This window comes from Caedibacter taeniospiralis (assembly GCF_002803295.2).
Classification (GTDB): domain Bacteria; phylum Pseudomonadota; class Gammaproteobacteria; order Francisellales; family Francisellaceae; genus Caedibacter; species Caedibacter taeniospiralis.
Genome location: NZ_PGGB02000003.1, coordinates 49,827 through 65,231, shown reverse-complemented (window position 1 = coordinate 65,231; position 15,405 = coordinate 49,827). Strand labels below are relative to the sequence as shown.

Sequence of the window (15,405 nt, the reverse complement as noted above, 5' to 3'; positions counted from 1 at the left end):
AGGGGTGGCAGCCGCAGGCTGAAGGGGTAGTTTAAAAACAGCAAAAGTGTGTAACTCCAGCTATTCATCAAAAATGTAAAACCGCGTAACACGCGGGTTAATTGCCGTAAGCATTGCATAACTGGATGTACCAATGCGGTGAGCAACCTCATCAACAGTGAGCGCGTTACCGCCAAATAAAGTAATCGTATCACCGATATTAACGTGATGAGTGAGCCCTACGTCGATTGCCGTAAGATCCATCGAGATTTTGCCTGCGGTGGGATAAATTTGGTTGTTGATGAGTACACTGGTTTGGCTTGGTGTCGATTGTGGATAGCCATCACCATAACCAATAGAGGCAATGGCAATGTGTGTATCTTCTGTGGCAATGTATTGGCGATTGTAGCCGACTGAGGCGCCTTTGTTGATTCGTTGGATGGCAATAATGTGACTATGCAATGACATCACGGGTTTAAGGCGACAGTTAAGATGCAGCTGCTCAGCGGCACATGCGCCGTATAAAGCTAAACCAATGCGGATTGTATTTGTGCCAAAGTCCTCCCTTTGCAGTAGAGAAGCAGCTGAGTTAAATGCGCTGATATGGCGTAAATTTTTATCCTTTATTAAAGCCTGAAAACGTCTTAACTGCTCACGAGTGAACGTCTGGTCAGTGGATTCTGATTCAGCCAGATGTGTCAGGGCATTTACTGGCTTTGCATAAGACTGTGCTTTCTGATAAAGAGATGTAAACTCTTCCTCTGTCAAGCCTAAACGATTCATCCCCGTATTGACTTTAAGCCAAATTTCAGCAGAGGTTGTTGTAAAGTATTCATGTAGTAACTCATATTGATAAGCACTATGGATAATGGGAATCAGGCGGTATTCAATGAGTGCTTTGACCATATCCACACAGAAAAAACCAGAAAAAATAATAATCTTGGTTTTATGAACACCCGCCTGGCTTAATTCAATGCCTTCTTCAACGCTGGCAACGCCAAAATAATCACATAATCCATCTAATGCTTTGGCAATTTTGGTGGCACCATGTCCATAGGCATTGGCTTTTAACATGACGATAATGGTTTTGTGGGGATGTAAACGTTTAATATTTTCTAAGTTATATAACAAGTTGGTCAAATTAATATAAGCAAAGGCGCGCAAATTGTTATGCTTAATTTCCATGAAAGTATGTAAATTTGGAAAGTTTAAAAAGATGGGCTTAGGATAACGGGTTTTAAGGGAATCACAAGCGCTTATTCGCCAAAAGAAAGTTTTGCAGCATAATGAGACCCCCATCGGTTAAATAAGCTTCGGGATGATATTGAATGCCATATACGGGAAGGGATTGATGGCTAAATGCCATGAGTTCATTATCAGTCGTTTTGGCAAGGACTTGTAAACACTCTGGTAAACTTAACTCATCAACAATAAGTGAATGATAACGCGTCACTTGAATGGGGGAGCTGAGTCCTTGATAGAGAGGGTGTTTGATAAAGTCTATTTCACTGCATTGACCGTGCATGATTTTTTTAGCATGAACAACCCTGGCGCCAAAATATTGCGCAATGAGTTGATGCCCCAAGCAGACACCTAAAAGGGGAATGTGCGCTTTAATCATGCGTTCAATATATGGGTATAGAAAAGAGAGTTCATCGGGATGCCCAGGTCCTGGGCCTATAACTACCGCATCAAATAAGGAGAGGTCGATATGTTCATCCACTTGATCTGTTTTTAGCGCGAAGGCACTTTCTCCAAGCTGTGAAAAGTAATCCATTAAGATATGGGCAAAGGAGTCATAGTGATCAATAAATATTAACATATCAGTTTACATCTTCCGCTATGCTTAGTTTTGTGTTTAAAGCGGCTGCAATTTTACCTCTAACGTCATTGATCAGGTAAATTTTACTTGCGGTTTTAAGCTCATCCACCGAAATGGAACGCTCAATAAGCTTACCACTATGAATGAGTTTAGCGCGAGCAATTCCAGGTAACAGACCGTCGGTCGCGGGAGGAGTGTAAAGTGTCCCATTGATTTTGGCAATGATATTATAAAAACGTGACTCAGTAATATGCTGCAACTCATTATGAAAAATAAGCTCGGCATTGGGTCGATCGTTTAAATATTTGCTGTGTGTCCTGGTATAAAACCCACGCGTGCTTTGATCAGTTGTTTTGTGCTGCCAGAGTGGATTGCGTGAATCAATGTTTAAAGGGCTGATAAAAAGCTCAATTGAGCTTGTAGTATCTTTCGTCAATAACGGCTGATGGGTAATATCCAAATCACCTTTGTCGTTGACTTCAAGTCTGACTTTATAGGATTCATGGGATGTGGTTATTAAGCTTGAGCAATAATCCAATAACGATGTTTTAATGCAGGTAATATCAATATTAAAATGCAGATGTTGTGCTGAGTGCATGAGGCGTTCCAAGTGCAGATCGCAGGATTGCAAACCGTGCACGTTATAAAGCATTGTTTCGATAAGGTTAAAGTCTGGCTGATATAAGCGTTTAATAAAATTAAGTTTAGTGGTCATTTCCTGCCACTCATCCTCTTGAGTGGACTGAATAGTAAAACCTCCGCCAACACCACATTCCCAAAGTAGATTTTCTTGTCGAGTTAAGGTGCGAATGGCAACGTTAAAGCACATATCATTATTGGGCATGATGTAGCCAATGCACCCTGTGTAAAGTTTGCGTGAAGGCTCAAGCTTCTGGATGATTTCCATGGTGCGCTTTTTTGGGGCGCCCGTGATTGAACCGCAGGGAAATAAATGCCTGATGATGATATCAAAGCGTATATCAGCATCAACCTTGCCACAGATGGTTGAGGTCATTTGATAAACACTTTTATAAGGCTCAACCTCAAATGGTTTAGTCACTTTAATGCTGCCCGTGTGGCAGATGCGCGCTAAATCATTACGCAGCAAATCAACAATGATCAGATTTTCCGCTTTATTTTTAGGGTCGTTTTGTAAGAAATGATACGAAGCACGATCCTGGGCAGGGTCATCAAAGCGTTTAGAAGTCCCCTTCATCGGTTTAACGGTAATGCAATCTCCTTTTTTATGGAAAAATAACTCGGGTGAGAAAGATAACACCTGCATGGGCGAAAAAGGTAAAAAGGCGCTATAGCTTACAGGTTGTTGTTTTTTGAGTTCATTATACAGGGATAGGCTATCAAGATCTGATCGCAGCTGAATGCGTTTGGTATAGTTGATTTGGTAACTCTCACCATCAATAAGTGCCTGTTTTAACACGGAAAAATCCGCAGCGTATTGTTCCTGGGTCAGAGGATCAGAAATAAGGTTAATGACAGGTTTAGAAATAGTAGATTTATTTGTATCAACCGAGGGTTTCTGTATTGAGCATTTTTCAAAGGCGATAAAATGGATCAGTGGAGTCCCTGAATCATGGGTAATGGGTTCATGGTTTTGCAGGGAGAAAAAGTCAGGGTTTACATAATAGGCGGTTTCATAGCTCACAAAGCCTACAAGGTATAAGCCTTGCTGTTGTAGCGACCAAAGGCGCGTGAGTGCGTCATTAATCATATCAGGGTTAATGCACAGCACTTTCTCTTTTGGTTGACTAAAGTAATAGCTGGGTTCAGCGTTATCCAGAGTGTTTTCAAGGCAGGCAAATTCAGGCAGATGGTTCATTGTGTAGTTCTCGCTTTAAACGGTAGCGGTTGATTTTTCCGCTGATATTAAGAGGTAGTTTATCGTAGAAGATAACTTCATCAATGTGTTTATAGCTTGAGAGATAGGGGGTTAAGAAGGCATTAATTGTTTCAAGGGGCAAGCAGGTATTAGTTTTAAGTGCGATGCACGCGCGTACAATTTCTCCCCAAATAGGGTCTTTCTTGCCAATAACCACGACTTGCTGAATCTCAGGAATTTGATAGAGATAATGCTCAAGCTCCAAAGGAGATATTTTTGAACCACCTTTAACGATAATGTCTTTAATGCGTCCCAGAAAATACAGATGGCGCTCGTCATCCACATAGCCATAATCGCCTGTAGCAAGCCACTGGTCTTGATGGGAAACAGGCTGCATGGGTGTCTTAAGATAGATCTCACCAATGAGCTGTTTAGTGTTATCAAGATGATCCAGCGTGCTGAGTTCATGATGGAAAAGAGGCTTAATGTTTACTTGAACATCATTAAACAGTTTAACTTTATTGTAAGGTTTGGCTTCGCCCAGATTCTGTGCATAACCATAGACTTCTGTCATGCCAAGTCCGTTGAGTAAGGGGAGGTTGAACGTCTCTTTAACGAGCCGCATCAGTGCATCTGTTGGTTGATCACCTGCCACACTCAAGTGCCTGAGTTTATGTCGTGGTTTGCCACTTGGTATGTGTTCCTGGCAAAGCTGATAATACATCGTTGGCAATAACGCCAGTGCGGTGATGTTATATTTTTCAATGTATTCAAGCGCAGATTTAGCTTCAAAGCCTGAAGCTAACACCATGCAATTACCTAAAGCGATATTGGGTAACAACTGATAAGAAAAGGCATAGGCATGATTAAAGGAAAGGTGAATAAGTGAAATATCACCTCTTTTAAGACCGTAATCGAATTGACGCGCATAGGCGTATTGTAAAATCTGAGAGGTCGTATGACCATGGAAATTATAATGACCATTTGTGCCAGAGCTTATGTGATACGTAATACCTTCCTGCTGTTTCTCACAGGAATCATCATTTAAAGTGCTGTGATGCTTTGTAATCTGTGCTAAAAAAGCAATTGGATCCTCTACTGAAAGAAGTTTAATGTTGTTTTGCTGGCAGTAGTGAGTGAGCTCATCGGATAACTGGTGTGGCTCAACTACAACACGATCAGGTTGCGCTCGTTTAATTAAACCCAGGAGCTCATTGGCGATAAAACGAGGATTGACAGGAATGCACTCAATCTTATGGTGCCAGCTCGCAAAAAATAAGCTCACCGAAAGTGGAGAGTTCGTAATGGAAAACATCAGCTTATTAATCTGATTATCTGACAACCACTGGCTAATAGACAAGGTGTATTGGTATATTTGTAAGTAGGTGTAATAGCTATTCTTGTAAACAAACATGGGCGCATTATCAAGCCTTTTTAGGTATGCCAAAAAAAGCTCAGTGCTTTGAATATCTTCTACTTGCAGCATCGGTGTTTTTACTGGAAAGGTATGGCGGCATTTTAGGGTAAATGGTGGTTTAAAACAACGTCATTTAGTTAGTTATGAGAGCACTGCTGTGGCGTGCTCAATGGTCATAGATTGAGATGCTCTTGCTTAGAGTCAACTTACCCTGGTGTTTTTGTCAAAATTAAATATTGCCCACTAAACAGCACTGTATTTAGCAAACAGTTATGTTACACTTTTGCCCGCGAACACTACTAAATTTTGGACAGAGATGAATTCAAACGCAATCCTTGCAAACGCGATTCGGTTTTTATCTATGGATGCGGTACAAAAAGCAAAATCAGGACACCCTGGCATGCCGATGGGAATGGCTGATATTGCGACTGTTTTATGGCGTAAGTATTTAAAACACAATCCCAAAAACCCGCATTGGATTAATCGTGATCGTTTTGTGTTATCCAATGGTCATGGCTCCATGCTTTTATATTCCTTACTGCATTTAACGGGTTATGAGCTATCCATTGAGGATTTGAAAAATTTCAGACAATTTCATTCAAAAACCGCAGGTCATCCCGAGTATGGCTACGCGCCAGGCATTGAAACAACGACAGGACCACTGGGGCAGGGGCTTGCTAATGCCGTTGGTATGGCATTGGCAGAGAAATTATTAGCCGATACCTATAATAAGCCGCAGTATGAAATTATTAATCACCATACTTATGTATTTTTGGGCGATGGCTGTTTGATGGAAGGGATCTCACATGAAGTTAGCTCTTTAGCTGGAACACTGAAGCTTGGCAAGCTTATTGCGTTTTGGGATGATAACAGCATTTCAATTGATGGCGATGTTAAAGGCTGGTTTACTGAAGATGTGGCAAAACGCTATGAAGCCTACGGCTGGCAGGTGATTTCTCATGTTGAAGGGCACAATTTTGCCGCAATTGATGCGGCAATTCACAAAGCACAGCAAGAAACATCAAAACCAACACTTATTTGTTGCAAGACCAAGATTGGACAAGGTTCACCCAATAAAGCAGGAAGCCATAGTGTCCATGGTGCGCCGTTGGGCGATGATGAAATTGCTAATACGCGTAAGGCACTTAATTGGAATTATCCCCCCTTTGAAATCCCTAAGGACATTTATGCGGATTGGTGTGCTATTGATAAAGGAGTTGCCAGTGAGAAAGACTGGAATGAAAAATTTGAAGCCTATCAACAGGCATATCCCGTTCAATATGCTGAACTTAATTCGCGTTTAAACAAAGCGTTGCCGCGACATTTTAAAGAACATCTCGAAGATTATTTCACTAAATTACTCGCAGATAAACCCACCGTGGCAACGCGTAAAGCCTCGCAAATGGCTTTGGAAGAAATAGGTAAATTTTTACCTGATATGTTTGGTGGTTCGGCAGATTTGACGGGATCTAACTTAACGAACTGGTCAGGCAGTAGATGGTTAAATAATCATGAAAATCATGCCAATTACCTATCGTATGGTGTGCGTGAATTTGGCATGGCTGCGATGATGAATGGCATGTCGCTCTATGGTAGCTTTAGACCTTATGGTGGCACCTTCCTGGTGTTTAGTGATTATGCGCGAAATGCGATTCGCATGAGTGCGATTATGAAGCAGCCTGTCGTCTATGTCATGACCCATGACTCAATTGGACTAGGTGAAGATGGTCCAACACACCAGCCGATTGAACATCTTCCCAGTTTGCGTGTTATGCCTAATTTGAATGTATGGCGTCCAGCGGATGTTGTGGAAACTGCAGTTGCCTGGCAATGTGCCATTGAAGAACGATATACTCCTTCATTGTTGGCGCTTTCACGGCAAAACCTGCCCACGCTTGTTGCCAGCAAAACACAAATAGAGTTGATTAAAAAAGGTGGTTATTTACTCAAAGAAACTCAGTGCGCAGAAATTACCTTGATTGCAACTGGTTCTGAGCTTAGCATCCTGTGCGATGCGGCTACTCTTTTGACTCAGGAAGGTGTTAGTGTAAATGTGGTTTCAATGCCATGCGTTGAGAAGTTTATGGCGCAAGATGATGCGTACCAACAAGCAGTGATTAAAGATAATATCCCAGCACTTGTAATGGAAGCTGCACAAGGGGATTTATGGTATCGTTTACTGCCAAAAGCGGGGGGGGCTGTAATTGGCTTAAACCATTTTGGTGAATCGGCACCTATAGAGAAATTGTATGAAGCATTTGGTTTGACCGCGCAAAATGCGGTCGCTAAAGCTAAGTCACTTTTAGCTAAAAATGTCGTTGAAAGTTTATAAGTCATAAAGGCAAATTAAAAAAGGAGAAATAAAAAATGGCAATTAAAATTGCAATTAATGGTTATGGTCGCATTGGTCGCTGTGTATTGCGTGCGATCTATGAAGCAGGTTTGACAAACGAGTTTAAAATCGTTGCGATTAATGACTTGGGCAGTCCTGAAATTAATGTACATCTAACAAAGTATGACACGACACATGGACGTTTTCATGCGGATGTTTCTTTGCAAAATGATGAAATGGTCGTTAATAAGGATCGCATTAAAATTTTAGCCGAACGCAATCCTGCGAGCTTGCCTTGGAAGACCTTGGGCGTTGATGTGGTATTTGAATGTACGGGTTTATTTACTTCAAAAGAAAAATGTGCGGCACATTTACAGGCTGGTGCCAAAAAAGTAGTAATTTCAGCGCCAGGGGGTAGCGATGTTGATGCGACGATTGTGTATGGTGTAAACCATAACGTATTAACTTCAGCGATGACGGTTATCTCAAATGCCTCATGCACAACCAACTGTTTGGCGCCAGTTGCCAAAGTATTGAATGATAACGTTGGTATTCAAGAAGGTCTAATGACGACAATCCATGCTTATACTAATGATCAAAGAATCGTGGATAGCTATCACAGTGATTTACATCGCGCACGCGCCGCAGCGCATAATATGATCCCAACTAAAACAGGGGCGGCGGCGGCGGTAGGTCTGGTATTGCCTGAGCTTAAAGGGCGCCTGGATGGTTTTGCGATGCGAGTGCCTACGATTAACGTGTCCGTCGTTGATTTAACTTTTACCGCGAAGAAACACACGAGTGTGGAAGAGGTCAATAAATTGTTGAAAAACGCATCTGAAACAAGTCTAAAAGGCGTTTTAGGTTATAACGTTGAACCATTAGTCTCCATGGATTTTAACCACAATCCGCAGCCATCGATTTTTGACGCAACACAAACGCGTGTCATTGGTAATTTAGTTAAAGTACTTTCCTGGTATGACAATGAGTGGGGCTTCTCAAATCAAATGTTAAGAACCACTAAGGCGTGGTTTGCTGCTAAGTAATCAGCATGGATAAGAAAGGCGTTTGAAGCGCCTTTTTTGTTGGTTGGAGCTGTGCACTTTTACTGTCTTTAAAGACTACCCCGTCTGCTTCGCAGCCACCCCTTCGCTAACGAAGGGGAATTAAGTGACAAACTTTCCAAAAATTCCCCTTCACTTGTGAAGGGGTGGCAGCCGCAGGCTGACGGGGTAGTTAAAAATCAGCAAAAGTCCATGACTCCAGTAATTGAATAAGGGTCTAAATAATGAAATTTTTATCGATTACCGATGTGAATTTGAAAGGTAAAAAAGTATTGATGCGCGTTGACTTTAACGTGCCTATCAAGGATGGCAGAGTAACCAGTTTTGTGCGTATAGATGCAGCCCTCCCCACGATTCAATATGCGTTGAAGCAAGGGGCAGGAGTGATTTTAATGACACACTTAGGCAGACCTGTAGAGGGTGAGTATAATAGTGAATATTCACTATCACCCGTTGCCAATGTGCTGACAGAAAAATTAGGACAGCATGTGGCTTTGCTTAAGGACTATCTTGATGGTGTCGCTATTGAGCCAGGGCAAGTGGTGCTTTGCGAGAATGTGCGCTTTAACAAGGGTGAGGAAAAGTCTGATGAACTTCTATCACAAAAGCTTGCGAGCCTGGCTCAGGTTTTTGTTATGGATGCTTTTGCTACCGCACATAGAGCGCAAGCCTCTACCTATGGTGTGGCAAAATATGCGCCAATAGCCTGTGCGGGACTTTTACTCACCGAAGAGTTAAATGCGCTAAGCGCGGCACTTAAAAATCCTAAAAAGCCACTAGTGGCGATTGTTGGTGGCTCAAAGGTTTCGACTAAACTCACCGTGCTTGAAAACCTGATCGATCAGGTGGATCAGCTGATTGTTGGTGGTGGTATTGCCAACACATTTTTGTTGGCTCAAGGCTTTAAGGTTGGTCGTTCTTTGATTGAAGCGGACCTGGTTGATACTGCAAAGAGACTCATGGTGAAGGCCAAACAAAAGGGTGTCGAAATTGCCTTGCCAGTTGACGTTCGCGTGGCTAAATCTTTTGATGAGAATGCCAGAGCTGAGATTAAAACCATTGAGACCGTTGGATCGGATGATATGATTCTGGATTTTGGACCGTCAACTGGGCAAAAACTGGCAGAGATTATTCGATCAGCCAGGACTATCTTATGGAATGGTCCTGTGGGGGTTTTCGAGTTTGCCCATTTTGCAGAGGGCACCAAAGCGATTGCGCGAGCCATCGCAAACTCAACTGCCTTCTCTGTCGCAGGTGGAGGAGATACGATTGCAGCCATTGAAAAGTTTAACATCAAAGACAAAGTTTCTTATATCTCAACGGCTGGAGGGGCATTTTTGGAGTTTATCGAAGGAAAAGTCTTGCCAGGTGTTGAGGTTTTATATGAGCGTGCACAAGAGGTAAAAGTATGAGAAGAACAAAAATCTTAGCAACCATTGGTCCTGCCAGTGAGTCAAAAGAGGTGCTAAGTAAAATGGTGGACGCAGGATTAAATGCCGTGCGCTGTAATTTCTCGCATGGTACAGCTGACGATCATCGTAAACGCGTGCAGCTTATTCGCGAGGTCGCCAAGGAAAAGGGAACCTATATTGGTATTTTAGCGGATCTTCAAGGACCCAAAATTCGTGTTGCAAAATTTAAAGATGGCAAGGTTATCTTGAAAAATGGTGATCCCTTTATTCTTGATGCGGAGCTTGATAAAAACGCAGGTGACGAAACAAGTGTTGGCATTGACTATAAAGAGCTACCCAATGATGTCAAAAAAGGTGATATTTTATTGCTTGATGATGGCAAAATTGTGTTATCTGTTATTAAGGTTGAAGGCGTGAAAGTACATTGTAAGGTCATAGTGGGTGGCAAGCTTTCTAATAACAAGGGCATCAACAAAAAAGGGGGCGGTTTAACTGCTCCTGCATTGACTGAAAAAGACATAGAAGATATTAAAACAGCGGCAGCGCTTGAGGTCGACTATGTCGCTGTTTCTTTTCCGCGTGATGCCAAAGATATGGAATATGCGCGTAAGTTGCTGCAAGAGTCTGGTTCTGAAGCTGGGGTTGTCGCCAAAATTGAGCGCACTGAGGCACTTACCCATATTGAAGAAATTATTAAGGCATCTGATGCAGTGATGGTGGCGCGAGGTGACTTGGCAGTTGAAATAGGGGACGAAAATGTTCCTGCGGCACAAAAGATGATTATTCGCTTAACACGTGAGCTTGATAAAGTCGTGATTACGGCGACTCAAATGATGGAGTCGATGATTACATGCTCAACACCGACGCGTGCTGAAGTTTCTGATGTCGCCAATGCAGTATTGGATGGCACCGATGTAGTGATGTTATCTGCTGAATCTGCAGCAGGCGAATATCCTGTTGAAACCGTGGCTGCCATGTCGCGCGTATGTGCGGCGGCTGAGAAGAGTAATCTTGTGCATATTGTGTCAAAAGATAATGTGACCCGTCACCATGATCGCGTTGATGAAGCGGTCGCAAGTGCTGCCGTTTATTTGGCTAATCATGTGGATGCCAAGGCGATTATTTCATTAACTGAGTCAGGTTCAACGGCACTGTGGATGTCGCGAATTAACACGCACCTACCGATTTATGCTTTATCACGTAATCGTTTAACCTTAGGTAAAATGACGCTGTATCGAGGGGTTGTACCGATTGAGTTTGACTCAACCCGCATGGCGCGCTTCTATGTCAACCGTGAAGCTTCACTTGAGCTTGAGAAGCGTGGCATTGTCAAACAGGGTGATTGGATGGTGCTAACCAGTGGAGATCATATGGGCGTTCATGGCGGCACCAATAAAATTAAAGTGATTCAGGCAGGTAATGTGGTGTAAAAACGTACGCCGTGTTTTTGTTATTTTAAATGTAGGCGGTGACTGTATTTCCGCCCACCGACATGCTTGGGCGAACTATTTGCACAAGCCTTCAAATTAATAAAAAAAGGAAAGAAAATGGCATTAGTATCATTACGACAATTATTAGATCATGCAGCAGAGCACCGTTATGGTATTCCTGCGTTTAACGTCAACAATTTAGAGCAGATTCGTGCGGTGATGGAAGCTGCAAACAAGGTCAAAGCCCCCGTGATTTTGCAAGCCTCAGCGGGCGCTAGAAAATATGCAGGAGCGCCATTTATTCGCCACCTTGTGTTAGCAGCCATTGAAGAATATCCTGAGATTCCTGTGTGTATGCACCAGGATCATGGCACATCACCAGATGTCTGTCAGCGCTCAATCCAATTAGGGTTTTCATCAGTAATGATGGATGGTTCATTAGAGTCAGACGGTAAAACTCCAGCAGATTATGCTTATAACGTTGATGTGACTAAGCGCACGGTTGAAATGGCGCACGCCTGTGGTGTATCTGTCGAGGGTGAACTAGGTTGTTTAGGTTCGTTGGAAACAGGACAGGCAGGTGAAGAGGATGGTGTTGGTGCTAAAGGCACACTATCACATGATCAGTTATTAACCGATCCAGAGGAAGCTGCGCAATTTGTTAAAGCCACCAAAGTGGATGCCTTGGCTATTGCCATTGGAACAAGTCACGGCGCATATAAGTTCACCAAGCCTCCTACAGGGGATGTGCTCGCGATTTCACGTGTTAAGGAAATCCATGCACGCATCCCTGATACGCATTTGGTGATGCACGGTTCATCTTCTGTGCCGCAAGACTGGTTGAAAATTATCAATCAATTTGGCGGAGACATGGGGGAGACTTATGGTGTTCCCGTTGCTGAAATCGTTGAAGCGATTAAATATGGGGTGAGAAAAGTCAATATTGATACCGATTTACGGATGGCGGCTACAGGTGCAATTCGTCAATTTATGGCAACTCATAGAGCTGAGTTTGACCCGCGCAAATATAATGGGCTAGCGAAAGATGCAATGAGGGATATTTGTAAGCTCCGATATGAAGCCTTTGGTGCCGCGGGGATGGCGGATAAGATAAAACCAATTTCGTTGGAAAAAATGTATGCGTTGTACCAAACGGGTGAGTTAGACCCGCGGGTTCAACTATGACTGTTTTTAGTGTTCTTAAAATTTGTCGATGAATTTATTGAGTTTTGGTTTGGTGGAGGCGGCGGGGGTTGAACCCGCGTCCGCAAACTCGCCATCTTCAGATCTACATGCTTAGACTTATCTATTATATTTGACTCAAATCCGCCCGATAAATCAGGGCATAATTCAAGCGAGTCTTAAAATTTAGCCGCAGTGTTTAGACCGACACGTTGGCGATCTTGTGATGGATATGAACGAACATAAGATAGATTCACAAGCAAATACTATCGGTTCGTGCGTATCTAGGTTATTAAGCTAGATTAAGCAGCTTTACGAGCAGCGAAAGCTGCATCGTTAGCTACAACGCGATCTTTTTTATTTTTGCCAGTTATTCTGACGATGTAACGTGTTTTACGAGGCAGATACACCCTCGGCATGCACCGTAAGACATTGACATTCCCGTCGAAGCCATATTCGCCCCCCAGTGAGCCTGCCATTCTAGGATGCTTGTGAAGTAAAGGCAAAATGTTTTTGCTTTATTTTATCCATTTTGTCTTTTTTGTTTTTTTGCCTTTGGGTAAAATCGTGCGTATAGCAAAATTCCTACAAGAGGGGCAGATAAACCAATGATTGAAACGGTAATTAAAAGTGAGCCAAGCTCACTATAGTTTGCAGAGGAGATGACGGTATTTGTGGTGTGATCGAGGACCTCACGTGAAACAGCAAAGACTTTATTTAAGTACTTACTCAATAATGACCCTGCAGTGAGTGCTAAATTCATAAAGCTTGCCATCAGCGCAAACCAGGTAGCAGCATTGCCTTTTGGGGCGTAGCGTGCGATGAGTGCTAGCATGGGAATCATCGCCAATTGGGCAAATGGTGAGGCAACTGCGCTATCAATCAGTACAATGGTGCGTGCGCCAAAACCAAAGTAAACCATGGTCCATTCATGTAGTCCGTAATATAGGGCGATGAGGGGTAGCTCTAATAAAAAGCCTGCAACCGTCAGCGACAACAGCACAGAGGTGATCGATTTCTCCGTAATCACTCGGGCAAAAAACCACATGCCAATAATGGACATAAAAGCCCCAATCTGTGATAACGTGCCAAAAAAAGCCTTATCAAATCCCAGCACATCGATCATAAACCATTGAGCACCAGGTCCAGCAGTTGGAGAGGCGCGAAAGATGAAGATCATAAAGGCCGCAACAAAAATGGCGCGTAGTAAATCGCGAGGTAGTTCTTTAGTGACCGCGCGTAGCAGGTAAATGATAATAATTAAAGACACGACAAACGCGATTTCCTGTGCTAAAGGAAGGTCACTAAGACCTATGACAATAATAAAGACGGCATACAAGAGTCCACCAAAAAGCACGGTTTTATTAATGGGCTTGCGAGGAACCTTATCCAAACGAATAAATAAAATACCCGTGATGCTAATCAAGGGGATACTCAAGGTAAGTAGAAAAAGGTTCTGATAACTCATTACCTCTGCAAGCCAGCCTCCTAAACCCGCTACAAGAAACATTCCAAGACTCAAGCTTAAACGTCCCAAGAGTTGCACCATTGCAAGATCTTGATCAATGTCTTGTTGTGAGCGTCCTTCACGCTCAACGACTTCAACGCTCATGGCATCAGCAACCACATCCTGTAATACCACACCCAAAACGGTTAGTAAGGATGAAATAAAAAAAATGACATTATCAGGTGCTAACACAACCACAAAACTCCAGCGACTAGCCAATCCAGTCATAAGCAAAGAACCGCTTGCCATTAAAACAGCAGCCAAATAAACGTAAGCCTTGCGCTGCGATCCAAATAGGGTGAGGCTGTCGACAAACTGCCCAAATACCATCTTAATATTCCATGGCAGACTTAGCCAAACCCCAATCACAATGAGACTTTCTGCGGATAAATTCAAGTGTTCTTTGACAAAAAAAGATTCACCAATGCCAGAAAAAACGCTACAACCGTAGGCAAAATAAATCATCAGGAGTGGGAGATACCGCAAGCGCATGACTTTTATCGGCTGAATTAGACTATCTAGCTTCATGGGTTGAATCCTTTCCCAGGGTTTCCTTGGTGATTTAAGCGTAGTAGAGGAGTGCTTAGTTCGCAAAAATCCCCTCGGTGTTTTATGGGGCTTTATGATACAATTGCTGCCGTTTAAGGGTCTTTGAAAGAGGTTTAAAAATGGCAGGTCACAGTAAGTGGGCAAACATTAAGCATAGAAAAGCAAGAGAAGATGCTAAGCGTGGAAAAATCTTCACCAAGTTGATTCGTGAGATCACGATATCTGCAGGCTTGGGAGGGGGTGACAAGGATTCCAACCCACGGCTACGCGCGGCAATTGCGACAGCACTGTCTAACAATATGACGAAAGATACGATTGAGCGTGCGATTAAAAAAGGGGCTGGTGGCGAAGAAGGAGGCAATTTAGAGGAGATTCGTTACGAAGGTTATGGTCCAGCAGGCGTGGCCTTTATTGTCGATTGCATGACGGATAATCGAAATCGTACGGTGGCTGAGGTGCGTCATGCTTTTACCAAAGCAGGTGGCAATTTAGGGACAGACGGCTCCGTTTCTTATATGTTTAATAAGAAGGGTATTATTAGTTTTGATGCAGGCTTAAGTGAAGATCTTGTCATGGAGGTGGCACTCGAGGCAGGGGCTGAAGATGTGGTGAGCTTTGCAGATGGTACGATTGATGTGATTACCGACCCAGCTGGTTTTTCTGAGGTCAATGACGCATTAATAGCAAAGGGTTTAAAACCCGCTTCAGCAGAAGTCACTATGGATGCAGATGTGAAAACGAATATTGATGATGTGGAAGTTGCTCAAAAGGTTATGAACATGATCGATCGTTTAGAGGATTTGGATGATGTGCAAAGTGTGTACACTAATGTTGAGTTTGACGAAAGTGTCATGGAAGCATTGAATTCGTGAAT

Annotated in this window: 11 protein-coding genes and 1 other RNA gene; 6 read left to right on the top strand and 6 right to left on the bottom strand. The window is 43.0% G+C overall.

The window, feature by feature from the left end; all coding sequences use genetic code 11:
- Nucleotides 1–60 precede the first annotated feature (60 nt).
- The 4 genes from alr to CU053_RS01985 form a co-directional block, all read right to left on the bottom strand.
- The gene (alr, locus tag CU053_RS02000; protein ID WP_158106927.1) at nt 61–1,164 is read right to left on the bottom strand and encodes an alanine racemase; all 1,104 of its coding nucleotides are present in this window, start codon (nt 1,162–1,164) and stop codon (nt 61–63) included.
- A 61-nt stretch (nt 1,165–1,225) separates the two neighbouring features.
- Nucleotides 1,226–1,801: an anthranilate synthase component II gene (locus CU053_RS01995; RefSeq protein WP_100550688.1), complete on the bottom strand. Its 576-nt coding sequence runs from the start codon at nt 1,799–1,801 to the stop codon at nt 1,226–1,228.
- Nucleotide 1,802: 1 nt separating this feature from the next.
- A complete protein-coding gene (gene pabB / locus CU053_RS01990; RefSeq protein WP_100550687.1) occupies nt 1,803–3,638 on the bottom strand; it encodes an aminodeoxychorismate synthase component I in 1,836 nt (611 codons plus the stop codon).
- A complete protein-coding gene (locus tag CU053_RS01985; RefSeq protein ID WP_100550686.1) occupies nt 3,622–5,124 on the bottom strand; it encodes a class I adenylate-forming enzyme family protein in 1,503 nt (500 codons plus the stop codon). The genes pabB and CU053_RS01985 overlap by 17 nt, the downstream gene beginning before the upstream one ends.
- A 247-nt stretch (nt 5,125–5,371) precedes the next feature.
- Between CU053_RS01985 and tkt the strand changes: the two genes are divergently transcribed.
- From tkt to fba, 5 genes are all read left to right on the top strand, one after another.
- A complete protein-coding gene (gene tkt / locus CU053_RS01980) occupies nt 5,372–7,387 on the top strand; it encodes a transketolase (RefSeq protein ID WP_100550685.1) in 2,016 nt (671 codons plus the stop codon).
- Between the two features lie 35 nt (nt 7,388–7,422).
- The gene (gene gap / locus CU053_RS01975; protein WP_100550684.1) at nt 7,423–8,433 is read left to right on the top strand and encodes a type I glyceraldehyde-3-phosphate dehydrogenase; all 1,011 of its coding nucleotides are present in this window, start codon (nt 7,423–7,425) and stop codon (nt 8,431–8,433) included.
- 242 nt (nt 8,434–8,675) lie between these two features.
- Nucleotides 8,676–9,863: a phosphoglycerate kinase gene (locus CU053_RS01970; protein ID WP_100550683.1), complete on the top strand. Its 1,188-nt coding sequence runs from the start codon at nt 8,676–8,678 to the stop codon at nt 9,861–9,863.
- A complete protein-coding gene (gene pyk, locus CU053_RS01965; protein ID WP_100550682.1) occupies nt 9,860–11,293 on the top strand; it encodes a pyruvate kinase in 1,434 nt (477 codons plus the stop codon). Before CU053_RS01970 ends, pyk begins: the two co-directional genes overlap by 4 nt.
- Before the next feature lie 117 nt (nt 11,294–11,410).
- Nucleotides 11,411–12,478: a class II fructose-bisphosphate aldolase gene (fba, locus tag CU053_RS01960; protein ID WP_100550681.1), complete on the top strand. Its 1,068-nt coding sequence runs from the start codon at nt 11,411–11,413 to the stop codon at nt 12,476–12,478.
- A 50-nt stretch (nt 12,479–12,528) separates the two neighbouring features.
- On the opposite strand, the gene ssrA is transcribed toward fba, so the two are convergent.
- Together ssrA and CU053_RS01950 are read right to left on the bottom strand one after the other, a co-directional pair.
- Nucleotides 12,529–12,939: a transfer-messenger RNA gene (gene ssrA / locus CU053_RS01955) on the bottom strand.
- Between the two features lie 59 nt (nt 12,940–12,998).
- Nucleotides 12,999–14,510, bottom strand: a complete 1,512-nt coding sequence (locus CU053_RS01950) for an MFS transporter (protein WP_100550680.1) — start codon at nt 14,508–14,510, stop codon at nt 12,999–13,001.
- Nucleotides 14,511–14,650: 140 nt separating this feature from the next.
- Between CU053_RS01950 and CU053_RS01945 the strand changes: the two genes are divergently transcribed.
- On the top strand, nt 14,651–15,403 hold the full coding sequence (locus CU053_RS01945; RefSeq protein ID WP_100550679.1) for a YebC/PmpR family DNA-binding transcriptional regulator: 753 nt from the start codon (nt 14,651–14,653) through the stop codon (nt 15,401–15,403).
- Nucleotides 15,404–15,405: the final 2 nt, after the last annotated feature.